Consider the following 24813-nt stretch of genomic DNA (forward strand, 5'->3'; position numbering starts at 1 on the left):
GGGGCCGGCGCGGGTGGTGCCGGCCCCCGTGCGCGTCACTTCTCGGTGACGCCCGCCGAGTCGAACGTCGCGACCTCGTGCATCGCCCGGGCGGCGCTCTGGATCACGGGGAGGGCCAGCAGGGCGCCGGTGCCCTCGCCGAGGCGGAGGTCGAGGTCCACCAGGGGACGCAGGCCCAGCTTGTTGAGGGCGGCCACATGACCGGGCTCGGCACTGCGGTGGCCCGCGATGCAGGCCGCCAGCGCCTCGGGGGCGATGGCCCGGGCGACCAGGGCCGCGGCACCGGCGCTGACGCCGTCGAGGACGACCGGCGTCCGCAGCGAGGCACCGCCCAGGATGAACCCGACGAGCGCCGCGTGCTCCAGACCGCCCACGGCGGCGAGGACGCCGATGGGGTCGGCCGGGTCCGGCTGGTGCAGTTCCAGACCGCGCCGCACCACGTCCACCTTGCGGGCGTGCATCTCGTCGTTGATGCCCGTGCCCCGGCCGGTGACCTCCGCCGCGTCGACGTCGGTGTAGACGGAGATCAGCGCGGCGGACGCGGTGGTGTTGGCGATGCCCATCTCACCGGTGAGCAGCGCCTTGTTGCCCGCGGCGACCAGGTCGCGGGCCGTCTCGATGCCCACCTCGATCGCGGCCAGGACCTCTTCGTGGGCGAGCGCCGGACCGGTGGTGAAGTCGGCGGTGCCGGGGCGCACCTTGCGCGGCAGGAGGCCGGGGGTGGCGGGCAGGTCCCCGGCGACGCCCACGTCGATGACGCAGACCTCGGCGCCGACCTGGTTGGCGAACGCGTTGCACACCGCACCGCCGCCCAGGAAGTTGGCCACCATCTGGCCCGTCACCTCCTGCGGCCAGGCCGTGACGCCCTGGGCGTGCACTCCGTGGTCGCCCGCGAAGATGGCGACGGCGGCGGGCTCAGGGATGGGCGGCGGGCACACCCGGGACAGGCCGGAGAGCTGGGCGGAGATGATCTCCAGCATGCCGAGCGCGCCGGCCGGCTTGGTCATCCGCTTCTGCCGCTCCCACGCCTCGCCGAGCGCCTTCGCGTCCAGCGGGCGGATGTTGGCGACCGTCTCCTGGAGCAGGTCGTGCGGCTCCTCGCCGGGCAGGGCGCGGCGGCCGTACGTCTCTTCGTGGACGACCCACGACAGCGGGCGGCGCTTGGACCAGCCCGCCTGCATCAGCTCCGGCTCCTCCGGGAACTCGTCGACGTACCCGACGCACAGGTACGCCACGACCTCGAGGTGCTCGGGCAGGCCGAGGGCGCGGACCATCTCCCGCTCGTCGAAGAAGCTGACCCAGCCGACGCCGAGGCCCTCGGCGCGGGCGGCGAGCCACAGGTTCTCGACGGCGAGCGCGGAGGAGTACGGGGCCATCTGCGGCTGGGTGTGCCGGCCCAGGGTGTGGCGGCCGCCCCGCGTGGGGTCGGCGGTGACCACGATGTTGACCGGGGTGTCGAGGATGGCCTCGATCTTCAGTTCCTTGAACTGCTTGGCCCGGCCCTTCGGCAGCGACTTGGCGTACGCCTCGCGCTGGCGCTGGGCGAGTTCGTGCATCGTGCGCCGGGTCTCGGCGGACCGGATGACGACGAAGTCCCAGGGCTGCGAGTGGCCGACGGACGGTGCCGTGTGGGCCGCCTCCAGGACGCGGAGGAGGACCTCGTGCGGGATCGGGTCGCTGCGGAAGCCGTTGCGGATGTCCCGGCGCTCGCGCATGACGCGCAGCACGGCCTCGCGCTCGACGTCGTCGTACGCGGGGGCCGGGGCGGTGGCCTCCGGGGCGGGTGCCTCGGCGTCGGTGGCCTCCGGGGCGGGCGCCTCGGGGACGGTGGCCTCCGGGGCGGGCGCCTCGGCAGCGGTGGCCTCCGGGGCCGTGGTCTCCGGGGCGGGTGCTTCGGGAGCCGTGGCCTCCGGCGCCACCGGGGCGGGCTCGGCGGCGGGCCGCTCGGTGGCGTCCGCCTCCAGGATCTCGGGCTGCTGCTCCACCACGGGGGCGGGCTGCTCGGCGGGAACCTGCTCGGCGACGGGCTCGGCGGGAACCAGCTCGGCGGGAGCCTGCTCGGCGACGGGCTCGGCGGGGACCTGCTCGGCGGGGACCTGCTCCGGTACGGGTACGGCGGCGGGCTCGGCGGCCACGGGAGCGGCCGCGACCGGCTGCTGCGGCTCGGCGGCCTGGGCCTCGGCCCCGGGGACGGCACCGGGCTGCTGGACCGCTTCGGGCTGCTCGGCCGGCTGCGGCTGCGCGGGCTCCGCGGCCACCGGCTGCTCGGTGACGGCCTGCTCGGGGGCCACCTGCTCGGCGGGGGCCTCGACCGGCTGGGCGACCGGCTCGGGGGCCACCTGCTCGGGGGCCTGGTCCACGGGGGCGGGGGCACCGCCGTCGCGGGGGGCCGGGACGGTCACGGCGGCCTCCGGCGCGGGCTCCGGCTCCGGGGCCGTGACCGGGACCGGCTGCGGGGCGACCGCGACCGGTTCGGGCGCGGGCTCCGGGGCGGGCGGCGTCGGGGCGAGGTGCGGCGCGGTCGGGACGGAGCCCTCGACCGGCACGAACTGCCCGGCCGGCGCGGGCGCCGGTTCCGGAACGACCGTTTCTGCTGGGACAGGCTGCGGCATCTGGGGCGGCTGTGGCTGCTGTGACCACGGCTCGGCGCTCTGCGGCGGGAGCTCGCCGAGCTGCGGGCCGGGCAGCGCGGACGCCGGCTCCTCGCGCGGCACGTCCAGGTACTCCAGCCCGCCGGACGTGGCCGGGCCGGGGGTCATCGGACCCGGGGCCGCCGGGCCGGGGTTCGCGGGGCCGCGGTCGGCGAGCGACCGGACGACCCCACCGGAGGCGCCGGGCACCGGGGGGCCCATGTGGAGCGGGCGCCGCGCGGGTGCGGCGGCCGCCGGGGCCTGGGCGTGGACGGCCTGCTCGGGCACCGCCGCGGGGGCCGCCTCCTGCATCCGTACAGCGGTCAGGTCGACCGAACCGGAGTCACGGCCACCGGCCTCGTGCGCGCCGGCCTCATGGGCGGCGGGCTCGTGGACAGGGGCGGCCTCGTACACCGGGGCGGCCTGCTCGACGGGCTCGTGGACGACCGGCTGGGACTGCGCGACCGGTTCGTACAGGGACTGGGCGTGCTGGGCCTGGGCCTGCTGCTCGGCGATCACCGCCGCGCCCACCGGGTCCACCGCCAGGGGCTCCGGCGCGGGGGCCGGGGGCATCGCCATCGGCGCGGGCGCCGGGGCGGCACCGGCGTGCGGCTCGCTCCAGGCTCCCTGCGAGCCCGGCATCAGCAGAAGGTCGTCGTCCTCGGCAGCGTTCTCGGAAGGGTCCAGGAAGGTGTACGCGCCCGGAGCGGGGATGCCCGGCTGCTCCACCATGCCCGCGCTCTCCGGCTGCCCCTCGCCCGGGACCTGGCCGGTGTCAGTCATGCGTACCCCTCGCCCATCGGTTGTGCTCCTTCAGACCGTCGCCCGCCAACAAGAACGAGCGTGCGCGCCGCGCGGCACGAACGGCACGCGGACATCACGTATTGTCGCGGCCTTCGGCCGCCGTGGCAGCGTGATCCGCCACCGTCGGCTGTGGACTGCGCCACGTTGCGCAACCCCCCGGTAGCGCTGTACCACATCGGGCCCCTCAAGGGGGTCCCTTTTTCCGGACATTGGCGAAGAAACCACCGAAGGCCCGACTGCGGTACAACGATCGGCCAGCCTACCTTCCGTCCCGTAGTGACATGGTCACGGGGAGGGCGCGGGCCGGTGCCCGGACAGCAGGAAGACGACCGAGCGGTCGCGTTCCGTCCAGGTGCCCGGGTCCAGGTCGACGGACTGGAGGAGGGCGCACTCGACCGTGTACCCGCCGTCGGTCAGCGCCGCGCCGATGGCCTCGGCCTCGTCCCGGGTGGTGGCGTGCGCGACGATCCGCTCGGGGCGGCGGTCCGCGCAGGCGGCGACCACGGGCACTCCCCCGCCCCCGACGCGTACGACGTCGGGTTCCGGCAGCCGCTCCAGCACGTGCGGCGCGCGCCCCGCCACGGTCTGGACCAGGACGCCGAAGTGGCGGGCGGCGGCCTCGGTACGGGCGCACGCGGCGGGCTCCTCGTCGACGGCGATCACGGCCGCGCCGAACCGGGCGGCCTCCACGGCCAGGGCCCCGGCGCCGCAGCCGATGTCCCAGACGAGGTCGCCCGCGCGGGGGCCGAGGCGGGCGAGCTGGGCGGCGCGCAGTTCGGCCGACTCGCCGGTCCGCAGATCGCCCCCGTACGCGTGCGCGGGCAGTCCCCAGCCGCGTACCGCTCCGGGGTCGCGGCCCATCAGCCAGCCGCCGCCGTGCCCCGCCGCCGACCCGCCGATGACGATGACGACGTTGGGGTCGCGCCAGGCGTGGTCGGCGGCCTTGTCGGAGGTGAGGACGGTGACCTGCTCGCGCTCGGTGCCGAGCTCCTCGCAGATGACGAAGGTGCGGTGGACGCCGTCGAGGAGGAGCGCCAGCTCGGCGGGGCCGGCGCCCGGGGAGGTGAGCACGGCGACCTTCGGGTGGGCCCGGCACACGTTGACGGCTCGGCGCAGGGTGCGGCTGTGGGCGACGACGATGTGGGCGTCGTCCCAGGGCATGCCGGCGCGGGCGAAGGCGGCGGCGACGGAGGAGACGGCGGGCACCACTTCCACCTCCAGGCCGTACTGGGGTGCGCGCAGGGTGCGGACGACGCCGAAGAAACCGGGGTCGCCGTCGGCGAGGACGACGGCGGTGCCGCGGTGGGCGGCGATGCGGCGGGCGGCGAGGTCGACGCTGCCGAGGCGGATGCGTTCGGCGGCGGGCGGGATCTCCGGGAGCGCCAGGTGGTGGGCCGCTCCGGCCACCAGGGTGGCGGCCGAGAGGGCGGACCTGGCGGCGGCGGTGAGGGGTGAGCCGTCCCAGCCGATCACCGTGACCCGGTCGGCCATCTTCGTCTGTCTCCTGGGGTGTTGGTGCAGGTCGGATGGAGTGCTGGTGAGCGTACCGGCTGTCAGTTCCAGTCGGTGAACGAGGAGTATCCGGTGTCGGTGAACCGGTCGGCGGCGCCTTCGAGGTCCTCGGGGAGCAGGCTCCACACGATCAGGTCGGTCCTGATGTCGGTCCAGCCGCCGTCCTCGGTCCTGGTCCGCGCTATCCAGGCGTTGCGCAGGACGCCCTCGCTGATGCAGCCGATCTTCTGGGCCACCTGCTGGGAGGCGGTGTTGTCGGCGGCGGTGCGCAGTTCGAGGCGCTCGAAGCTCTGGTCGTGGAAGAGCCAGCGGGCGACGGCGAGGACGGATTCGGTGGCGTACCCCTCGCCGCGGGCCCAGGGGGCGGTGACGTAGGCGACTTCGGCGGCGCGGATGCGCCAGTCGGTGTTCCGGAGGTGGACGGTGCCGACGAGGCGCTGGGTGAGGAACTCGGTGACGGCGAGGACGACACCGCGCCCCTCGGAGCGCTCCGCAGGAGCGATCCTGCGCACCCAGTCCTCGGCGTGGGCCGTGGTGTACGGGTGGGGTACGGAGGTCCAGGCGACGACCATCTCGTCGTTCATCATCTCGGTGTGCGCGGGGACGTCCGGCTCCTCGTAGGGGCGCAGCACCAACCGTTCCGTGCTGATGGAGATGTCCGGAAAGGTGGTAGTCATGCGCAGCTCCATGCCGGGGACCGTCCGTAAAGGCCGTGAACGCACAGCATGCAGCATGCAGCCGGTGGTGCGCATGGCCGGGTCGGTACGGACGCGTCGATACGCGGCAGGCCCCGCGCACCGGACGGGTGCGCGGGGCCTGGGCGTTGGGGACGGGTGCGGGGCGGTTACTTCACCGCGCCGAAGGCGGGGACGATGGAGCCGTCCTTGTAGGTGTCCTCGATGTACTTCTTCACCTCGGGCGAGTTGAGGAGCTCGGCGAGCTTGCGCACGCGGGCGTCCTTCTCGTTGCCCTTCTTGACGGCGAGGAAGTTGGCGTACGGGTTGCCCTCGGCCTTCTCCAGGGCGAGGGCGTTCTTGGCGGGGCTGAGCTTGGCCTCGATGGCGTAGTTGCCGTTGATGACGGCGGCGTCGACGTCGTTCAGGGCGCGGGGGACGGTGGCGGCCTCCAGCTCCTTGAACTCCAGGCCCTTCTTGTCCTTGATGTCGGACAGCTTGCCGTTGGCGCCGACGCCGTCCTTGAGGGTGATGACGCCGTTGTCGGCGAGCAGCTTGAGCGCGCGGCCGCCGTTGGTGGTGTCGTTGGGGACGGCGACGGTCTGGCCGGCCTTGAGGTCCTTCAGGGACTTCAGCTTCTTGGAGTAGAGGCCGAGGGGCTCCAGGTGGACGTTGACGACCGGGACGACGGTCGTGTTGTTCTTCTTGTTGAAGTCGTCCAGGTACGGCTTGTGCTGGAAGTAGTTGGCGTCGACCTGGCCGCTCTGGGTGGCGGTGTTCGGCAGGACGTAGTCCGTGAACTCCCGCACCTCCAGCTTGAGGCCGGCCTTCTCGGCCAGGTTGTCCTTGACGTAGGTGAGGATGTCGGCGTGCGGCGTCGGGGAAGCGGCGACGACGAGCGGCGCGGACGCGTCGGCCTTGCCCGAGCCGCCCTTGGAGGAGGCCGGGTCGGAGGCCGTGCCGCAGGCGGTGAGGCCGAGGGCGAGGGCGGTGATGGTGGCGAAGGTGCCGGTGATCTTGATGTTCTTACGCACGAAAAGTGCCTCTTTCTGGTGGTGCGGACAACGCCCGGACAAGGAGTGCGGGCTGTTCGGGGGGAAGTCAGGAGGCGGTGCGGCCCCGGCGTGCGAGGAGCCGTACGGCCAGGTCGCCGATGAGCTGGATGACCGTGACGATGACGATCAGCAGCACCACGGTGATGAGCATGAAGCCGGTCTCGAAGCGCTGGTAGCCGTAGGTGATGACCTTGGAGCCGAGCCCCTCGCCGCCCACCGCGCCGGCCAGCGCCGAGTAGCTGATCAGCGTGATGACGGTGGTGGTGAGGGCGGCGATCAGGGAGGGCAGGGCCTGCGGGAGCAGGACCTTCCACACGATCGTCGGTATCCCGCCGCCCATGGACTGGACGGCTTCGACGAGCCCGTGGTCGACCTCGCGGATCGCGGTCTCGACGAGGCGCGCGAAGAACGGGATGGCGCCGATGGACAGCGGCACGATCATCGCGGTGGGGCCGATGAAGGTGCCGACCACCAGGGTGGTGACCGGGATCAGGGCGACCAGCAGGATGATGAAGGGCAGCGAGCGGCCGATGTTCACGACCACGCCGACGGCCTTGTTCACCGGCCGGTTCTGGAGCAGTCCGCCCTTGTCGGTCAGGACGAGGAGGACGCCGAGCGGCAGGCCGCCGATGACGGTGACGACGGTGGACCACAGCACCATGTAGAGCGTGTCGATGGTGCCCTGCTCGAGCAGGGGGCGCATCTCTTCCCAGGTCACTTCGCGATCTCCTCGACCAGGCCCTGCGCGGGCACCTGCGGTTCCTCGTCGATGACCTCCACCTGGAGGCCCTGCTCGCGCAGGAAGCCGACGGGGACGACGTTCTCCTCGTACCGGCCGGGCAGCTCGATGCGCATGCGGCCGATCTGCCTCCCGCCGACGGTGTCCATGGCGGCGCCCAGGATCGAGATGTCGACGTTGTAGGTGCGGGAGAGCTGGGAGATCACCGGCTGGGTGGCGGTCTCGCCGTGGAAGGTGACGTCCACGACCGTGCGGTCGGGTCCGGTGGCCTCGCCGGTCACGGGGAAGAGCTCGTGGGCCAGCTCGGAGCCGGGGGTGGCGAGGAGCTCGGCGACGGTGCCGGTCTCGACGACCCGGCCCCTCTTCATCAGGGCGGCGGAGTCGCAGATCTGCTTGACGACGTCCATCTCGTGGGTGATGAGCAGGACGGTCAGGCCGAGCTGCCGGTTGAGGTCGCGCAGCAACTGGAGGATGGAGCGGGTGGTCTCGGGGTCCAGGGCGCTGGTGGCCTCGTCGGACAGGAGCACCTTGGGGTTGCCGGCCAGTGCGCGGGCGATGCCGACGCGCTGCTTCTGGCCGCCGGAGAGCTGGCCCGGGTAGGCCTTGGCCTTGTCGGCGAGGCCGACGAGGTCGAGGAGTTCCAGGGCGCGGCGGGAGCGTTCGGCGCCGGAGACGCCGAGGATTTCCAGGGGCAGTTCGATGTTGTCCTGGACGGTCCGCGAGGACAGCAGGTTGAAGTGCTGGAAGACCATGCCGATGCGGCTGCGCGCCCGGCGCAGGTCCTTGCCGGCGCGGCGGCCTCGTCCGGCGAGCGCGGTGAGGTCGACGCCGTCGACCGTCACGGTGCCGGAGGTGGGGCGCTCCAGGAGGTTGACGCAGCGGATGAGCGAGGACTTGCCGGCGCCGCTCTGTCCGATGACGCCGAAGACCTCGCCTTCGCGGACGTGCAGGTCGACGCCGTCCAGAGCGGTGACCTGGCGGCCTCGCGACTCATAGACCTTGGTCAGGCCCGTAGTGGTGATCACAGGGGTTTCCGTCACTGTCGAGTGCGCGGCGCGGTGTCCGCCGGGCACGGGAATTCGTCGTTCCGACGCGCGGCACGGCTGGTTCGGCGGGTGGCCGGAGGGGGCACGTGCGCGGGGCAGGCGCGGTCCGTCGACTTGGGTCGCTTACGGACACGGCATGGCTGTCGGGGTCTCGCTTCGGGGCGCGAGGCTCAGGCAGGGGCCCTCAGAAGGCGCACATTCGACACATACAACGAGCACCGGGCGTCGTCATCGCCTCGGTCGCAAGGGTGCGGCAGCTCGTCGTGGTCATGCGGGCCAGTAAACCAGACACCTCCTCGAGCCCCGGTCGACCGTCCGAATAGCGGACGTCCGTTGTTCGTCATGCGGACGCGCGGGCCACCGCGGTGATCTCCACACCGTCCGCCGCGGCCTGGGCGGACACGTCCGAGAGGTCGGTGACGACGGCGTCGGCGACGAGCGCGGAGCGGTCGTGGGTTGTGGTCAGGGCCACGGTCGTCATTCCGGCGGCGCGGCCGGCCGCCAGTCCGGCGGGGGCGTCCTCGAAGACCACGCAGCGGGCCGGGTCGGCGCCGAGCCGCGCGGCGGCGAGCAGGTAGGGCTCGGGGTCGGGCTTGCCGCGCGTGATGTCGTCGGCGCAGATCACGACCGGGGCGTCGATGCCGGCCTCGCGCAGCCGGGCCTCGGCGAGCGGCCGGGTGGCGGAGGTGACGACGGCCCACCGTCCGGCCGGGAGGGAGCCGAGCAGACGGAGGGTGCCGGGCAGGAGCTCCACACCGCCGGGGACGTCCTCGACCTCCAGCTCCTCGATGCGGGCGAGGGCCGCGGGTATCTCGCCGGCCCGGCCGGCGGGCAGCAGCTCGGTGATGATCTCGACGGCCGGGCGGCCGTGCAGTTCCACCCGGGCGAAGTCCTCCGCCGCGATGCCGTACTCCGCCGCCCACCTGCTCCAGCAGCGGTTGACCGACTCCAGGGAGGAGACGAGGGTTCCGTCGTTGTCGAACAGGAGGGCTTCGGCGTGGATCTTCATGGTCATGGAGCCTACGTTTCCGCTGCCGGGGGCGGTCGCACCGGGTCTTTTGGCCCGTAATAGTCTCGGGCCCATGCTTGACGCCCTGACGGTCGCGGTGTCCGTGGCCGCGCTCGCCCTCGCCGCCTGGTGCGGCTTCGCCGCGTACCGGGACCAGCCGACGAAGGACTGGCACTTCATCGGCATGGCCGTGGTGTCCGTGCTGGCTCTGGCGCAGCTCGTGGTCGGGATCGTGCGGCTGGCCGGGGGCGGGGAGGCCGACGAGGGCACGGCGATCTTCCTCGCGTACCTGGTGGGCGCGGTGTGCGCGGTTCCCGCGGCGGGGTTCCTGTCGCTGGCGGAGCGCACGCGCTGGGGTTCGGCGACCGTCGCGGCCGGCGCGGTGGTGCTGGCGGTGCTGGAAGTGCGCCTCCACGACATCTGGACGGTCTGAGATGGCGGGACGCGGTCTGGCCAAGGGGCCCGGCATGCTGCTGGTGTGGCTGTACGGGGTGATGTCGGTCGGCGCGGTGTCGCGTTCGGTCCTGCAGATCGCCACCGAGTTCGGCCGGGCGCCGCTGGCGTACACGCTGTCGGCGCTGGCGGCCGTGGTGTACGTCTTCATCACGTACACCCTCGTGCGGGGCGGGGAGACCGCCCGCAAGGCGGCGCTGGTGTGCTGCGCCGCCGAGCTGGTGGGCGTGCTGACCGTGGGGACCTGGACGCTGATCGACCCGGGTGCGTTCCCCGACGCCACGGTCTGGTCGGACTACGGGTACGGGTACGTCTTCATCCCGGTGCTGCTGCCGGTGACCGGGATTCTCTGGCTGCGGAGGGCTAAGCGGCCTTCTCCAGCGTGACGAGGGTCAGGCGCGGGCCCACCTCCTGGGTGGCGACGGCCTCGTACCCCCTCTTGCGGTAGAGGCGCAGGTTGCCCTCGCTGCGGTGGCCGGTGAGGAGCTGGAAGCGCTTGGCGGCCGGGGACCGGCCGGAGGCGAAGTACTCCTCGATGGCGTCGAGGAGGCGGCCGCCCAGACCGTGGCGGCGCAGCCTCGGGTGGACGATGAGCTTGGCGATGGTGGCGGTGCCGGTGTCGTCGAGCTCGCCGCGCACGGAGGCGATGACCTCGTCCCCGAGCCGGGCGACGAGGGCGTGGCCCCGGTCGAGTTCGGCCTTCAGGTCGTCGAGGGACTGGGTGAGGGGCTCGATGCCGTAGTCGCCGTAGAGCTCGGCCTCGCTCTGGTAGCACAGGTACTGAAGCTTGAGGATCTGTTCGGCGTCCTGCGCGCTCGCCGCTGAGATGGTCACGCTCATGCCCATGTATGCATGCCTCCGGCTCACCTGATCCGCCCTGTGGGTCTACCGCTCCTTTCCCCGATGCGCAGGAACGGCAACCTCTGCCGCGAGCATTCTGCGCAGGCATCCCAGGCAACGGGAACGCATTGGCCCCAAACTGCCTTGTGAGATACCCAACTCTCCTGCGATTTCGCGGTACGTGGGGTCGCTGGGCGACAGCATGGCAGTCAGCAGGCGCCGGCAGTGGACGGGCGTGCGGGCGACGGCGGTACGCAGCGCCCGGCGCCGCTCGGCGACCAGCGCGGCCCCCTCGGGCCCCGCGTCCGTACCGGGCCCGTCAGCCGTGTAGGGCAGTTCGCGCACGACGGTGCGCCGGGCGCGGCGGGCTTCGGCCCTGACGGCACGGCGCAGCCAGTCGGCGGGGTCACGGGGCATGCCGGGTCCGCCGTCGAGGCGCTCCAGGAGCCTGAGCCATACGGCCTGTTGCAGGTCACCGGGTTCCACCCCGGCGGCCGCGGCCTCCGCCTCCGACTCGGCGGCGAGCAGCGCGGTGAGGGTGCGAAGCGGTTCGGGAAGGGCGGCGGACGGCGGGGCGGGGGCCGGGTGCCGGGCGGCGGACGGCGGCCCGGCGGGGGCCGGGTGGCGGGCGGGAGGTGCGTCGGGGGGCGTCATGCCGGGCACGACACGGCGGGGCCGCTCCCCGGTTGCCACCGCCGCCCGAAACCGCCCGGACGGGCGGTTCGCGCGGCGGTGGGCTGACGCGCGGGGCGGGTCAGCGGGCGGCGCGGAAGTCCGCCGCCGCCAGCAGGCCGGTGTCCGGCTGGTCGGTGAAGATGCCGTCAATGCCGGTGGCGAAGTACGCCTTGTACGCGCCGAAGACGTCCCCGTACGCCGCCGGGTCGGTGCCCCGGCGGAAGTCGGCCGGCAGGAAGCTGTTCTCGTTGCGCAGGGTGTAGGGGTGGAGGACCAGACCCCGGGCGTGCGCGTCGCGCACCAGGGTGGTGGGCTTGCCGAGCTTGCCGTCCTTGTCCTTGGGGATGACGAGGTCGAGCAGGGGGCCGATGCCCTGCGCGTACGACGCGATCCACTTCAGGCCCTCGGGCGTGATCAGGTCGGCGACGGTGCGCGGGTCGCCCGCCTCGCGGAAGTCCCAGGGGCGGTCGTCCGGGGTCCACAGCAGCACGACGCGCGGCGTGGAGACGAGCTTCGCCATGCGCTGCATGCTGGTCGGCTCGAAGGACTGGAGGAACGTCGGCGAGTCGGCGCCGTGCCGCCCGTACCGGCGCAGCAGCTTGGCCAGCGGCTCCTCCAGGGGGAGGCCGAGGCCCCGGAAGTAGGTGGGGTGCTTGGTCTCGACGTACAGCCAGACCGGGCGGCCGCGGCGGCGGCCCTCCTTCTCGGCCCAGCGCAGCACCTCCTCGAAGCTGGGTATGGTCCAGCGCCCGTCGTAGACGGTGTTCTCCTGGCGCGTGCCCGGGATGCGCTCCTTGGCGCGCAGCGTCTTCAGCTCGGCGAGGGTGAAGTCCTCGGTGAACCATCCGGTCAGGGACGTGCCGTCGACCGTCTTGGTGGTCTTGCGGGAGGCGAACTCCGGATGGTCGGCGACGTCGGTCGTCCCGGTGATGTCGTTCTCGTGGCGGCAGACCAGGTGGCCGTCCTTGGTGGGGACGAGGTCCTGCTCGATGACGTCCGCGCCCATGTCGAGGGCGAGCTGGTAGGAGCCGAGGGTGTGCTCGGGGCGGTAGCCGCTGGCGCCCCGGTGGGCGATGACCGTCGGCACGGGCAGGCGCGGACGGGCACCGGCGGGGCGCCCGTGCGCCTGTGCCGCGGTGGCTCCCGCGCCCACGGAGAGGGCGGCCGAGCCGAGGACGGCCGCCGCTCCGAGGACGGTCCGCCGGCCGGGACTGCTGTGCGCACCCTGTGTCATGAAGGCTCCTTACGTGAGCGTTTTCGGACGGTTGAGCGAGGTGCTCGGCGTCCGTCGAGCGAGGCCCGATCGTAGGCAGCGGTCCGTTACGTACGGGAGACCCCGGACGAACGTGGGGAAAACATGGGTCAACAGCGCGTATCAAGTCGGTGAACCCGATGTGCGCCCGCGGGTGACCCACGAGTATCGTCCTCACCTGCACATACTTGGTCACATACTCGGTCGGCTACTTCGTCGGAGGACTCGTTGTCCCGCTTCGCGCTCATCAAGGCAGTGCTCGGCCCGGTCATGCGCCTGATGTTCCGCCCCCGGGTGGAGGGTGCCGAGAACATCCCGGGCAGCGGACCGGTCATCCTCGCGGGCAACCACCTGACGTTCATCGACTCGATCGTCCTGCCGATCGTGTGCGACCGTCAGGTCTGCTTCATCGGCAAGGACGAGTACGTCACGGGCAAGGGTCTCAAGGGCCGGCTCATGGCGTGGTTCTTCACCGGCGTCGGCATGATCCCGGTGGACCGGGACGGCGCGAACGGCGGCGTGGCCGCGCTGATGACGGGGCGCCGGGTGCTGGAGGAGGGCAGGGTCTTCGGCATCTACCCGGAGGGCACCCGCTCCCCCGACGGCCGCCTCTACCGGGGCCGCACCGGGATCGCGCGCCTCACGCTGATGACGGGCGCGCCGGTGGTGCCGTTCGCCATGATCGGTACGGACAAGCTCCAGCCGGGCGGGGCGGGCCTGCCGCGTCCGGGCCGGGTGACGGTGCGTTTCGGCGAGCCGATGGAGTTCTCCCGCTACGAGGGCATGGACCGCGACCGGTACGTGCTGCGGGCGGTGACGGACTCGGTGATGGCCGAGGTCATGCGCCTGTCCGGCCAGGAGTACGTGGACATGTACGCCACGAAGGCGAAGGCGGCGTAAGACTCCCCGCCCCCGGGCGGGACACGGGGCGGCGCCCCCGTGCGGCGTGAGTGCCGTACGGGGGCGCCGTCGTGTCACCGGGGCGGGACCGGCTACGGGTGCTCGGTGCCCTCCTCGAGCCTCTGGCCCCGCAGCAGGAACCAGGCCGCGACCGCCGTCGCCAGCAGGACGGCCGCGCCGACGCCGGCCGCGATGCGCAGGCCCTCGACAAAGGCGTCCTGCGCGGCGGTGACCAGCGCGCCGGCCGTCTCGTCCGGCAGGCCGCCCGACGCCTCGACCGCGCCGCCCAGCGATTCGTGCGCCGCCGCCGAGGTGGCCTCGGGGACGCCCGGCGGGGTGACGAAGTCGCGGTAGACGCCGGTCACGATGGAGCCGAGGAGCGCGATGCCGAGCGCCGCGCCGAGTTCGTACGCCGTCTCGGACACCGCCGACGCGGCGCCCGCCTGCTCGCGGGGGACGCTCGAGAGGATGACGTCGGCGGTCACCGTGAACGCGAAGCCCGCGCCGACGCCGACGACCAGCAGCGACGCCCCGAGCAGCGGGTAGCCGGTGGACCGGTCGAGCAGGGTGAGCACGGCGAGCGCGAGGCCCACCGCAGCGAGGCCGCCCGACACCACCGAGCGCACGGAGAACCGCCGGGCGACGGCGCCCGCGATCAGACCGGCCGTCACCGCGCCGATGGCGGCGGGCAGTTCGGCGAGGCCCGCCTCCAGCGGCGGACGTCCCTGGACCAGTTGGAGGAACTGGGAGAGGAAGAACACCAGTCCCGACAGGCCCAGGATGGTCAGCAGGTCGGCGAGCACGGCGCCGGAGAAGCCCCGGTGGTGGAAGAGCCGCATGTCGAGCAGCGGCGCGTCCAGTCGGAGCTGGCGCCGTACGAACCAGGTCAGCGCGGTCACGCCGATGACGGCGGCGACGGCCATGTCGGGGCGCAGCCCGTGCGCGGCGGCCTCCTTGACCGCGTACACGACGCCGATCATGCCGATGAGCGACAGGGCGACGCTGGGCAGGTCCCAGGGGCCGGGTGCCGGGTTCTTGGACTCGGGGATGAACTTGGCGCCCACGACGACGAGCACGACCATCACCGGCAGGTTGATCAGGAAGACGGAGCCCCACCAGAAGTGCTCCAGCAGGAATCCGCCGACCACCGGTCCCACGGCCGCGCCGGCCGAGGCCATGGCGCCCCAGATGCCGATCGCGAGGCTGCGCTCGCGCGGGTCGTGGAAGAGGTTGCGGATGAGCGCGAGCGTGGAGGGCATGAGGGTCGCGCCGGCGACGCCGAGCAGCGCGCGGGCGACGATCATCATCTCGGGGCTGGTGGCGTACGCGTTGAGCACGGAGACGGCACCGAAGGCGGTGGCTCCGGTCAGCAGCAGCTTCTTGCGGCCGATGCGGTCGCCGAGGCTGCCCATGGAGACGAGCAGTCCCGCGATGACGAACGAGTAGACGTCGCCTATCCACAGCAACTGGGTGCCGGTCGGCTCGAGGTCCTCGCTGAGGAACGGAGTCGCGAGACCGAGTACGGTGGCGTCGACAGCCACCAGCAGCACGGCCAGGACCAGTACGGCCAGTGCCAGCCAGCGGCCCGGACTGCGCAGAACCTCCGATTCCTCGGTGAGCTGATCGGTACGGGTCATCTCTCCACGCTCCTGCGTGCTCCGCCGAGCAGCAACTCGGCGATCATGTACTGGAAGTCCTTGCCGGCGACCCGCCCGTCCTGCACGGCCCAGGCGCAGGTGCCGATGAGGCCGTAGAGCGCCTCGGTGAGCCACGCGGGCGTGAGGTCGATGCGGAACTCGCCCCGCTCCTGGCCGCGCCGGAAGAGCGCGGCGACCCGGGCGTCGAGGCGGGCCCAGCCCTCGTTCATCTGGTCGCCCTCGAAGAGCTGGTTCTCGCTGACGAGGAACGCGAGCAGTCCCGCGACCGGCTCCAGTCCGGCGACGAGCCGGCGCAGCGCCTCCTCGGCGGTGCCGTCCTCGAGCCGGGCCGCCTCGATGGCCGCCTCGCACTCCTGGATGCCCAGCCCCTCCAGCGCCCGGACCAGTGCGTCCCGTCCGGCGAAGTGCCGGTGGAGCGTGGCCCGGCCGATGCCGGCGGCGCGGGCGACCTCGTCCATGGTGGCGGTCGCCTTGCGGGAGAGGAGGGCGGCGGCGGTGCGCAGCACCTGCTCACGGTCGACTGTCATGAGACAACCATAACCCATGTGAGACATGAATGTCTCACGCGAAATTCTGATGCCTCACCCGGAGGCGAGGAAGGATGCTGAACGGCATGAAGCCACTGCTGCTGATCGACGTCGACGGCCCGCTCAACCCGTACGCCGCCCAGGCGCAGCGCAGACCGGAGGGGTATGCCACCCACCGCATGCGCCCCACCGGCTGGACCGACGGGAAGCCGCTGCGGGTGTGGCTGAACCCGGCACACGGCGAGGAGCTCCTGCGGCTGGCGAGCCTCTACGAGCTGGTGTGGGCGACCACCTGGAAGGGCGAGGCCAACGAGTGGATAGCTCCGCACCTGGGGCTGCCGGAGCTGCCGTACATCGACTGGCCCCAGATGCACGGAAAGGCCCCTCGCGGGACCTTCTGGAAGACGCAGTACATCCTCGCGTACGCGGCGGGGCGGCCGTTCGCGTGGGTCGACGACGACATCACGGTGTACGACCGGGAGATGGTGGAGGCCGAACACCTCGCCGCCGCCCTGCTGGTGCACGTCGATCCCCGTATCGGACTGCTCCGGGGAGACTTCGACGCGCTCGCGGACTGGGCGGCGGCGCTGTGACGTGCGGGAGGGCTACCGCTTGGCGGTGGCCCAGGCGCGCTGGATCACCAGGTCGGCCTTGACCTCGGCCAACTGCGTGGCGACGGCGGAGGGGGCGGTGCCGCCCCGGCCGCTGCGGGAGGCGAGCGCGCCGGGCACGTCGAGGACCGTGCGGACCTCGGGGGTGAGGTGCTCGGAGATCTTGGCGAACTGCTCGTCGGTGAGCTGGTCCAGCTCGATGCCGTGCGCCTCGCACTCCTTGACGCACTCGCCCGCGACCTCGTGCGCCACCCGGAACGGCACGCCCTGCCGGACCAGCCACTCGGCGATGTCGGTCGCGAGGGAGAAGCCGGCCGGGGCGAGCTCCTCCATCCGCTCACGGTTGACGGTGAGCGTGGCCATCATTCCGGTGAAGGCGGGCAGCAGGACCTCGAGCTGGTCGCAGGAGTCGAAGACCGGCTCCTTGTCCTCCTGGAGGTCGCGGTTGTAGGCCAGCGGCAGGGCCTTCAGGGTGGCCAGCAGCCCGGTCAGGTTGCCGATCAGGCGGCCCGACTTGCCGCGCGCCAGCTCGGCGATGTCCGGATTCTTCTTCTGCGGCATGATCGACGAGCCGGTGGAGAAGGCGTCGTGCAGGGTCACGAAGGAGAACTCCTTCGTGTTCCAGATGATGATCTCCTCGGCGATCCGGGAGAGGTTCACGCCGATCATCGCGGTGATGAACGCGAACTCGGCCACGAAGTCGCGCGACGCCGTGCCGTCGATCGAGTTGCCCGCGCTGCCGTTCTCGAAGCCCAGGTCCTGCGCGACCGCCTCCGGGTCGAGCCCGAGCGACGAACCGGCCAGGGCGCCGGAGCCGTACGGGGAGACCGCCGTCCGCTTGTCCCACTGGCGCAGCCGCTCCGCGTCCCGGGACAGCGACTGCACATGGGCCAGCACGTGGTGGGCGAAGAGCACCGGCTGGGCGTGCTGGAGGTGCGTACGCCCCGGCATGGCGACGTCCGGGTGCGCCTCGGCGAGGCCCACGAGCGCGTCCTGGAGGTCGGCGAGGAGCCCGCCGATGATCCGGGCGTGGTCGCGCAGGTACATCCGGAACAGCGTGGCGACCTGGTCGTTGCGGGACCGGCCCGCCCGCAGCTTGCCGCCCAGGTCGGGGCCCAGCCGCTCCAGCAGGCCGCGCTCCAGCGCGGTGTGGACGTCCTCGTCGGCGATGGTGCCCACGAAGGCGCCCGAGGCGACGTCCGCCTCCAGCGCGTCCAGGCCCGCCAGCATGCGCGTCAGCTCGTCCTCGGTGAGCAGCCCCGCCTTGTGGAGCACGCGCGCGTGGGCGCGGGAACCGGCGATGTCGTACGGCGCCAGGCGCCAGTCGAAGTGCACGGACGCCGACAGCTTGGCCAGCGCCTCGGCGGGACCGTCGGCGAAACGGCCGCCCCAGAGCCGGACGTCACCGTTGTTGCTGCTCAACTCTGCTCCTCGGGAGGGTGGGGATGTGCGACCGCCTCCCCTTCCACCGGACGGGGACGGGGAGGCGGCTGTCGAACGAGTCGTGATTACGCGAGGTCACGCTTGGCGGCGATCTTCGCCGACAGGGCGAAGATGTCGATGAAGCCCTGCGCCTTGGACTGGTCGAAGGTGTCGCCCGAGTCGTACGTCGCCAGGTTGAAGTCGTACAGCGACTCCTCGGACTTCCGGCCGGTGACGACCGCGCGGCCGCCGTGCAGGGTCATCCGGATGTCACCGGTGACGTGCTGGTTGGCCTCGTTGATGAAGCCGTCCAGGGCCCGCTTGAGCGGGGAGAACCACAGACCGTCGTAGACCAGCTCGCCCCAGCGCTGCTCGACCTGCCGCTTGTAGCGGGCCAGCTCGCGCTCGACGGTGACGTTCTCCAGCTCCTGGTGGGCGGTGATCAGCGCGATGGCGCCGGGCGCCTCGTAGACCTCGCGCGACTTGATGCCGACCAACCGGTCCTCGACCATGTCGATCCGGCCGATGCCCTGGGCGCCGGCCCGCTCGTTGAGCTGCTGGATCGCCTGGAGGACGGTGACGGGCTTGCCGTCGATGGCGACCGGGACGCCTTCCTTGAAGGTGATGACGACCTCGTCGGCCTCGCGCGGGGTGGCCGGGTTCGAGGTGTACTCGTAGATGTCCTCGATCGGCGCGTTCCAGATGTCCTCGAGGAAGCCGGTCTCGACGGCCCGCCCGAAGACGTTCTGGTCGATGGAGTACGGCGACTTCTTGGTGGTCGCGATCGGCAGCTCCGCCTTCTCGGCGAAGGCGATGGCCTTGTCGCGGGTCATCGCGTAGTCACGGACCGGGGCGATGCACTTCAGGTCCGGGCCGAGCGCCTGGATGCCGGCCTCGAAGCGGACCTGGTCGTTGCCCTTGCCGGTGCAGCCGTGGGCGACGATCGAGGCGTCGTGCTTCTTGGCGGCGGCGACCAGATGCTTGACGATCGCGGGGCGGGAGAGCGCCGAGACCAGCGGGTAGCGGTCCATGTAGAGGGCGTTGGCCTTGATCGCCGGGAGGCAGTACTTGTCGGCGAACTCGTCCTTGGCGTCCGCGACCTCCGCCTCGACCGCACCGCAGGCGAGCGCGCGCTTGCGGATGACGTCCAGGTCCTCGCCGCCCTGGCCGACGTCCACGGCGACGGCGATGACCTCGGCACCCGTCTCCTCGGCGATCCAGCCGATGGCGACGGAGGTGTCCAGTCCGCCCGAGTAGGCGAGTACGACGCGCTCGGTCACGGGTTTCTCCTTACGGTGCATTCACTGACAGGTATAACTATGCAGAGCGCCGTATGTTTTGTCAACGCCGGGCCGAGGGGACGGCAGCGGGCGGGGAAGAGGGCTGTTCGGCCGTGCCCGGGGAGCGGCCCGCGGGCGCGGCGCATACGGTCCGGGGCATGCGCCTCGGTCTCGCCCTCGCGGCCCTGCTCCTGACGCTCACCCCCGTCGACCGGCCCCCGCTGCCCGCGCGGATGGCCGACACGGGCGGAGGTACACAACTGATCACGGCCGTGGCACCGCACGCCCGGGCCACCACCGGGAGGGTGACGTGGTGGGACCGCCGCGACGGGCGGTGGGTGAAGGCGGGGTCGGCGGTGGCGCGGTTCGGGGCGAACGGCCTGGTGGAGGGGGTGCGGCGGCGCCAGGGCACGTCCACCACACCGGCGGGGCTCTACCCGCTGCCGTACGCCTTCGGCCTCGGCCCGGCCCCGGCGGGCACGGCCGTGCGGTACCGCCGGGTGACCCGCGACTCCTGGTGGTGCCAGGACAACCGGTCGCGGGCGTACAACCGCTGGGTGGAGCGCCTGCCCGCCGACTGCCGTGCGGCACAGGCCGAGCACCTCGTCACGTACGGGCGGCTGTACGCCCACGCGCTGGTGGTCGGCTTCAACTACGACCGCCCGGTGCGCGGGCGCGGCGCCGGCATCTTCCTGCACGTCAAGGGGCGTGGCCCGACCGCCGGTTGCGTGGCCGTGCCGGCGGGCGCGATGCGGCGCATCCTGGCGTGGGCCAGGCCCCGGCACCGGCCGCACATCGCGATCGGCACCAGCGCGGGCGGCCGGACGGCGATCGAGCGGTACTGAGGCCGCCCGGTGGCTAGCGCTCCTTCTGTGCCAGCCGCAACAGGTGGTCGGCGAGCGCCTGGCCGCCCGCGGGGTCGCGGGAGATGAGCAGGAGCGTGTCGTCACCCGCGATGGTGCCGAGGATGGCGTGCAGTTCGGCCTGGTCGATGGCCGAGGCGAGGAACTGGGCGGCGCCCGGCGGCGTACGCAGCACCACCAGGTTGGCGGACGCCTCGGCGGAGATCAGCAGCTCGCCGGAGAGGCGGCGCATCCGCTCCTCCTTGGCCGACTCGCCGAGCGGGGCCTGCGGGGTGCGGAAACCGCCCTCGCTGGGCACCGCGTAGATCAGCTCTCCGCCCGTGTTGCGGATCTTCACCGCGCCCAGCTCGTCGAGGTCCCGGGAGAGCGTCGCCTGGGTGACGCTCAGCCCGTCGTCGGCGAGGAGCTTCGCGAGCTGGCTCTGGGAGCGCACCGGCTGCCGGTTGAGGATGTCCACGATCCGGCGGTGGCGTGCGGTGCGGGTCTGCGGAACGGACGGCCCCCCGTGCTCGAGGTCCTGCGCGTCGGTCATCGTCGTCTCATTCTCCGGCTCGTCCTTCCCCGTTCACGCTGCTGAGGACGCCGGGCAGGGCCCGGAGGAAGGCGTCCGCCTCGCCGTCACCGATGATCAGCGGCGGCATGAGCCGTACGACATCGGGGGCGGGCGCGTTCACCAGGAGGCCGGCGTCCTGAGCCGCCTGCTGCACCTGGGGTGCGAGGGGCTCGGTGAGCACGATACCCAGCAGGAGGCCCGCGCCACGGACGTGGGAGACCAGCGGATGGTTCAGGGCGTCGATTCCCTCGCGCAGCTTCTCGCCGAGGCGCTTGACCTCGTCGAGCGCGGAACCGGCGGCGAGCGTGTCGAGTACGGCGAGTCCGGCGGCGCACGCGACGGGGTTGCCGCCGAAGGTGGTGCCGTGGTGGCCGGGCCCCAGCAGGTCGGCCGCCGCCCCGAAGGCGACGGTCGCGCCGATGGGCAGGCCGCCGCCCAGGCCCTTGGCGAGCGTGACGATGTCCGGGTCGACGCCGTGCGCCTGGTGCTCGAACCAGTGGCCGCACCGTCCGATGCCGGTCTGCACCTCGTCGAGCACCAGCAGGGTGCCGGTGGCGCGGGTGATCTCGCGGGCGGCCTTCAGGTAACCGGGCGGCGGGACGACGACGCCGTTCTCACCCTGGATGGGCTCGATGACGACCAGGGCGGTGTTCTCGGTGACGGCCGCGCGCAGCGCCTCCGCGTCCCCGTACGGGACGTGCGTGACGTCCCCGGGCAGCGGCAGGAAGGGCTCCTGCTTGCCGGGCTGGCCGGTGAGCGCGAGGGCGCCCATGGTCCGGCCGTGGAAGCCGCCGGTCGTGGCGACCATGTGCGTCCGACCGGTCAGGCGGCCGATCTTGAAGGCGGCCTCGTTGGCCTCGGCGCCCGAGTTGCAGAAGAAGACCCGTCCGGGGCGGCCGAAGAGCTGGAGCAGCCGTTCGGCGAGGGCGACCGGCGGCTCGGCGACGAACAGGTTCGAGACGTGACCGAGGGAGGCGACCTGGCGGGACACCGCCTCCACGACGGCCGGGTGGGCGTGGCCGAGGGCGTTGACGGCGATGCCCCCGACGAAGTCGAGGTACTCGGTGCCGTCCGCGTCCCAGACCCTGGCGCCCTCACCGCGTACGAGGGGGAGCCGGGGCGTGCCGTAGTTGTCCATCAGCGCGCCCCGCCACCGCTGCGTCAGGTCTTCGTTGCCGGTCATGATTCCCCCTGTCCGTCCGGCACGACCATCGTGCCGATGCCCTCGTCGGTGAAGATCTCCAGCAGGATGGAGTGCTGCACCCGCCCGTCGATCACGCGGGCGGTGGTGACGCCGTTGCGCACGGCGTGCAGGCAGCCCTGCATCTTGGGGACCATGCCGCTGGAGAGCTCGGGCAGCAGCTTCTCCAGTTCGGTGGCGGTGAGGCGGCTGATGACCTCGTCGCTGTGCGGCCAGTCCTCGTAGAGGCCCTCGACGTCGGTGAGGACCATCAGGGTTTCGGCACCCAGCGCCGCAGCGAGTGCCGCAGCCGCCGTATCAGCATTGACGTTGTAGACATGTCCGTCGTCCTGGGAACGGGCGATCGACGAGACGACCGGGATGCGGCCGTTGTCCAGCAGTGCCTCGATGGCACCGGTGTCGATCGAGGTGATCTCACCGACGCGGCCGATGTCGACGAGTTCGCCCTCGATACGCGGCCGGTGCTTGGTGGCGGTGATGGTGTGGGCGTCCTCGCCGGTCATGCCGACGGCGAACGGGCCGTGCTCGTTGAGCAGCCCCACGAGTTCGCGCTGGACCTGTCCGGCCAGCACCATCCGTACGACGTCCATGGCGTCCTCGGTGGTGACCCGCAGACCGGCCTTGAACTCGCTGATGATGCCGTGCCGGTCCAGCGCCGCGCTGATCTGCGGGCCGCCGCCGTGCACCACGACCGGCCGGAGGCCGGCGTGGCGGAGGAAGACGACGTCCTGGGCGAAGGCGGCCTTCAGCTCCTGGTCGACCATGGCGTTGCCGCCGAACTTGATGACGACGGTCTTGCCGTGATGGCGCGTCAGCCAGGGCAGCGCCTCGATGAGGGTCTGCGCCTTGGGCAGGGCGGTGTGCTTGCGAGTGCTCATGAGGAGTAGGCGCTGTTCTCGTGGACGTAGTCGGCGGTGAGGTCGTTGGTCCAGATGACGGCGGACGCGGAGCCGGCGGCGAGGTCGGCGGTGATCCTCACCTCGCGGTAGCGCATGTCGACGAGGTCGCGGTCCTCCCCCACGGAGCCGTTCTTGCAGACCCAGACGCCGTTGATGGCGACGTTGAGCCGGTCGGGCTCGAAGGCGGCCCTCGTGGTGCCGATGGCGGACAGGACACGGCCCCAGTTGGGGTCCTCGCCGTGGATGGCGCACTTGAGGAGGTTGTTGCGGGCGATGGAGCGGCCGACCTCGACGGCGTCGTCCTCGCTCGCCGCGTTGACCACCTCCACGCGGATGTCCTTGGACGCGCCCTCGGCGTCGCCGATGAGCTGGCGGCCGAGGTCGTCGCAGACCTTCGTCACGGCCTCGGCGAAGTCCGCGTACGCGGGGGTCACGCCGGACGCGCCGGAGGCCAGGAGCAGGACGGTGTCGTTGGTGGACATGCAGCCGTCGGAGTCGACCCGGTCGAAGGTGACGCGGGTGGCGTCGCGCAGCGCCTTGTCGAGCGCCGGGGCGTCGACGTCGGCGTCGGTGGTGATGACGACGAGCATGGTGGCGAGGCCGGGGGCGAGCATGCCCGCGCCCTTGGCCATGCCGCCGACGGTCCAGCCGTCCTTGCCGACCACGGAGGTCTTGTGGACGGTGTCGGTGGTCTTGATGGCGATGGCGGCCTTCTCGCCGCCGTGCTCGGACAGCTCCTTCGCGGCCTTCTCGACGCCGGGCAGCAGCTTGTCCATGGGCAGCAGGACGCCGATGAGGCCGGTGGACGCGACGGCGACCTCGCCGGCGCCGATGTCCAGCACCTCCGCCACCTTCTCGGCGGTGGCGTGGGTGTCCTGGAAGCCCTGGGGGCCGGTGCAGGCGTTGGCGCCACCGGAGTTGAGGACGACGGCGGTCAGCTCGCCGGCCTTCAGCACCTGCTCGGACCAGAGCACGGGCGCGGCCTTGACGCGGTTGGAGGTGAAGACGCCCGCGGCGGCGCGGCGCGGCCCGTTGTTGACCACGAGGGCCAGGTCCGGGTTGCCGTTCGCCTTGATCCCGGCGGCGATGCCCGCGGCCGTGAATCCCTTTGCTGCCGTGACGCTCACGGTGCGACTCCTGTCGTGGAAAGCCCGGTCTCCTCGGGGAGGCCGAGGGCGATGTTCATGCTCTGCACCGCGCCGCCGGCGGTGCCCTTGGTGAGGTTGTCGATGGCGCTGATCGCGATGATGCGGCCCGCCGCCGGGTCGAGGGCGACCTGCACCTGAACGGCGTTGGAACCCTGGACGGACGCCGTCGCGGGCCACTGGCCCTCGGGCAGCAGGTGGACGAACGGCTCGTCGGCGTACGCCTTGGCGTAGGCGGCCCGGACGTCCTCGGCCGTGGTGCCCGGCTTCGCCCTGGCGCTGCACGTGGCGAGGATGCCCCGTGCCATGGGGGCGAGGGTCGGCGTGAAGGAGACGGTGACCGGCTCACCGGCGACCGCGGAGAGGTTCTGCATCATCTCGGGGGTGTGGCGGTGGCCGCCGCCGACGCCGTAGGGGCTCATGGAGCCCATGACCTCGGAGCCGAGCAGGTGCGGCTTGAGCGCCTTGCCCGCGCCGGAGGTGCCGGTGGCGGCGACGATCACCGCCTCCGGCTCGGCGAGCCCGCCGGCGTACGCGGGGAAGAGCGCGAGCGACACGGCGGTGGGGTAGCAACCGGGCACCGCGATGCGCTTGGACCCCTCCAGCGCGGCGCGGGCGCCCGGCAGCTCGGGGAGGCCGTAGGGCCAGGTGCCGGCGTGCGCGGAGCCGTAGAACGCCTCCCAGTCGGCCGCGTCCTTCAGCCGGAAGTCGGCGCCCATGTCGACGACCAGCACGTCGTCGCCGAGCCGCTCGGCCACGGCGGCCGACTGGCCGTGCGGCAGCGCGAGGAACACCACGTCGTGACCGGCGAGGGCCTCGGGCGTGGTGGGCTCCAGCACCCGGTCGGCGAGCGGCAGCAGGTGCGGCTGGAGCGCGCCGAAGGTCTGCCCGGCGTTGGAGTGGCCGGTCAGGGCGCCGATCTCGACCCGGGGGTGGCCGAGGAGCAGACGGAGCACCTCTCCTCCCGCGTACCCGCTCGCGCCCGCCACTGCTGCTCGTACTGCCATCGGACCCTCCTCGTCGATGGCATGACTATACGCAGCCTTGCAGTTTTATGCAAAGCCC

Annotated in this window: 24 protein-coding genes; 5 read left to right on the forward strand and 19 right to left on the reverse strand. The window is 72.4% G+C overall.

The window, feature by feature from the left end:
- Positions 1–35 precede the first annotated feature (35 nt).
- The 7 genes from cobT to E2B92_RS19405 form a co-directional block, all read right to left on the reverse strand.
- Positions 36–3413, reverse strand: a complete 3378-nt coding sequence (cobT, locus tag E2B92_RS19375) for a nicotinate-nucleotide--dimethylbenzimidazole phosphoribosyltransferase (protein WP_133087617.1) — start codon at positions 3411–3413, stop codon at positions 36–38.
- A 306-nt stretch (positions 3414–3719) separates the two neighbouring features.
- A complete protein-coding gene (cbiE, locus tag E2B92_RS19380; RefSeq protein WP_126888845.1) occupies positions 3720–4925 on the reverse strand; it encodes a precorrin-6y C5,15-methyltransferase (decarboxylating) subunit CbiE in 1206 nt (401 codons plus the stop codon).
- A 62-nt stretch (positions 4926–4987) separates the two neighbouring features.
- Positions 4988–5623, reverse strand: coding sequence for a GNAT family N-acetyltransferase (locus tag E2B92_RS19385; RefSeq protein WP_235023885.1), 636 nt, complete (start codon positions 5621–5623; stop codon positions 4988–4990).
- Between the two features lie 167 nt (positions 5624–5790).
- Positions 5791–6654, reverse strand: coding sequence for a MetQ/NlpA family ABC transporter substrate-binding protein (locus E2B92_RS19390; protein WP_126888847.1), 864 nt, complete (start codon positions 6652–6654; stop codon positions 5791–5793).
- Between the two features lie 67 nt (positions 6655–6721).
- A complete protein-coding gene (locus E2B92_RS19395) occupies positions 6722–7393 on the reverse strand; it encodes a methionine ABC transporter permease (RefSeq protein ID WP_126888848.1) in 672 nt (223 codons plus the stop codon).
- Positions 7390–8439 carry a methionine ABC transporter ATP-binding protein gene (locus E2B92_RS19400; RefSeq protein ID WP_185923767.1) on the reverse strand — a complete coding sequence of 350 codons (1050 nt, stop codon included), beginning with the start codon at positions 8437–8439 and terminating at the stop codon, positions 7390–7392. Before E2B92_RS19400 ends, E2B92_RS19395 begins: the two co-directional genes overlap by 4 nt.
- Positions 8440–8800: 361 nt before the next feature.
- Entirely contained in the window at positions 8801–9469 is a 669-nt protein-coding gene (locus E2B92_RS19405; protein WP_126888853.1) for an HAD-IA family hydrolase, read from the reverse strand.
- A 73-nt stretch (positions 9470–9542) separates the two neighbouring features.
- Between E2B92_RS19405 and E2B92_RS19410 the strand changes: the two genes are divergently transcribed.
- Positions 9543–9902, forward strand: a complete 360-nt coding sequence (locus E2B92_RS19410; protein ID WP_126888850.1) for a hypothetical protein — start codon at positions 9543–9545, stop codon at positions 9900–9902.
- A gap of 1 nt (position 9903) precedes the next feature.
- Complete coding sequence (locus E2B92_RS19415) at positions 9904–10308, forward strand: hypothetical protein (RefSeq protein WP_126888851.1); 405 nt, start codon at positions 9904–9906, stop codon at positions 10306–10308.
- Here E2B92_RS19415 and E2B92_RS19420 read toward each other — a convergent pair.
- The 3 genes from E2B92_RS19420 to E2B92_RS19430 form a co-directional block, all read right to left on the reverse strand.
- Complete coding sequence (locus tag E2B92_RS19420; protein WP_126888852.1) at positions 10286–10768, reverse strand: GNAT family N-acetyltransferase; 483 nt, start codon at positions 10766–10768, stop codon at positions 10286–10288. The genes E2B92_RS19415 and E2B92_RS19420 overlap by 23 nt on opposite strands.
- Positions 10769–10807: 39 nt before the next feature.
- Entirely contained in the window at positions 10808–11416 is a 609-nt protein-coding gene (locus E2B92_RS19425; RefSeq protein WP_133087618.1) for a sigma-70 family RNA polymerase sigma factor, read from the reverse strand.
- 100 nt (positions 11417–11516) lie between these two features.
- Positions 11517–12671, reverse strand: a complete 1155-nt coding sequence (locus tag E2B92_RS19430; RefSeq protein WP_126885049.1) for a glycerophosphodiester phosphodiesterase — start codon at positions 12669–12671, stop codon at positions 11517–11519.
- Between the two features lie 246 nt (positions 12672–12917).
- Here E2B92_RS19430 and E2B92_RS19435 point away from each other — a divergent pair, with 246 nt between their 5' ends.
- Entirely contained in the window at positions 12918–13589 is a 672-nt protein-coding gene (locus E2B92_RS19435) for a lysophospholipid acyltransferase family protein (protein ID WP_126885050.1), read from the forward strand.
- 92 nt (positions 13590–13681) lie between these two features.
- Here E2B92_RS19435 and E2B92_RS19440 read toward each other — a convergent pair whose 3' ends face one another.
- The gene (locus E2B92_RS19440) at positions 13682–15226 is read right to left on the reverse strand and encodes an MFS transporter (protein ID WP_126885051.1); all 1545 of its coding nucleotides are present in this window, start codon (positions 15224–15226) and stop codon (positions 13682–13684) included.
- The gene (locus tag E2B92_RS19445; RefSeq protein ID WP_126885052.1) at positions 15223–15774 is read right to left on the reverse strand and encodes a TetR/AcrR family transcriptional regulator; all 552 of its coding nucleotides are present in this window, start codon (positions 15772–15774) and stop codon (positions 15223–15225) included. The genes E2B92_RS19440 and E2B92_RS19445 overlap by 4 nt, the downstream gene beginning before the upstream one ends.
- Before the next feature lie 86 nt (positions 15775–15860).
- Between E2B92_RS19445 and E2B92_RS19450 the strand changes: the two genes are divergently transcribed.
- Positions 15861–16367, forward strand: a complete 507-nt coding sequence (locus tag E2B92_RS19450; RefSeq protein WP_126885053.1) for an HAD domain-containing protein — start codon at positions 15861–15863, stop codon at positions 16365–16367.
- A 12-nt stretch (positions 16368–16379) separates the two neighbouring features.
- On the opposite strand, the gene argH is transcribed toward E2B92_RS19450, so the two are convergent.
- Together argH and E2B92_RS19460 are read right to left on the reverse strand one after the other, a co-directional pair.
- Positions 16380–17807 carry an argininosuccinate lyase gene (gene argH, locus E2B92_RS19455; RefSeq protein ID WP_126885054.1) on the reverse strand — a complete coding sequence of 476 codons (1428 nt, stop codon included), beginning with the start codon at positions 17805–17807 and terminating at the stop codon, positions 16380–16382.
- An 86-nt stretch (positions 17808–17893) separates the two neighbouring features.
- Positions 17894–19087, reverse strand: a complete 1194-nt coding sequence (locus tag E2B92_RS19460) for an argininosuccinate synthase (protein ID WP_126885055.1) — start codon at positions 19085–19087, stop codon at positions 17894–17896.
- Positions 19088–19245: 158 nt separating this feature from the next.
- Between E2B92_RS19460 and E2B92_RS19465 the strand changes: the two genes are divergently transcribed.
- A complete protein-coding gene (locus E2B92_RS19465) occupies positions 19246–19932 on the forward strand; it encodes a L,D-transpeptidase family protein (RefSeq protein WP_126885056.1) in 687 nt (228 codons plus the stop codon).
- A gap of 13 nt (positions 19933–19945) precedes the next feature.
- Here E2B92_RS19465 and E2B92_RS19470 read toward each other — a convergent pair whose 3' ends face one another.
- The 5 genes from E2B92_RS19470 to argC are packed head-to-tail and all read right to left on the reverse strand — an operon-like array spanning position 19946 to position 24755.
- On the reverse strand, positions 19946–20482 hold the full coding sequence (locus E2B92_RS19470; protein ID WP_064068099.1) for an arginine repressor: 537 nt from the start codon (positions 20480–20482) through the stop codon (positions 19946–19948).
- Between the two features lie 7 nt (positions 20483–20489).
- Complete coding sequence (locus tag E2B92_RS19475; RefSeq protein ID WP_126885057.1) at positions 20490–21686, reverse strand: acetylornithine transaminase; 1197 nt, start codon at positions 21684–21686, stop codon at positions 20490–20492.
- Positions 21683–22582 (reverse strand): acetylglutamate kinase, encoded by a 900-nt coding sequence (gene argB / locus E2B92_RS19480; protein WP_126885058.1) that lies wholly within the window; start codon positions 22580–22582, stop codon positions 21683–21685. Before argB ends, E2B92_RS19475 begins: the two co-directional genes overlap by 4 nt.
- Positions 22579–23730: a bifunctional glutamate N-acetyltransferase/amino-acid acetyltransferase ArgJ gene (argJ, locus tag E2B92_RS19485; protein WP_126885059.1), complete on the reverse strand. Its 1152-nt coding sequence runs from the start codon at positions 23728–23730 to the stop codon at positions 22579–22581. The genes argB and argJ overlap by 4 nt, the downstream gene beginning before the upstream one ends.
- Complete coding sequence (gene argC / locus E2B92_RS19490; RefSeq protein ID WP_126885060.1) at positions 23727–24755, reverse strand: N-acetyl-gamma-glutamyl-phosphate reductase; 1029 nt, start codon at positions 24753–24755, stop codon at positions 23727–23729. The genes argJ and argC overlap by 4 nt, the downstream gene beginning before the upstream one ends.
- Positions 24756–24813 lie beyond the last annotated feature (58 nt).

It is taken from the genome of Streptomyces sp. WAC05374, from assembly GCF_004353505.1.
In the GTDB taxonomy this organism is placed as follows: Bacteria; Actinomycetota; Actinomycetes; order Streptomycetales; family Streptomycetaceae; genus Streptomyces.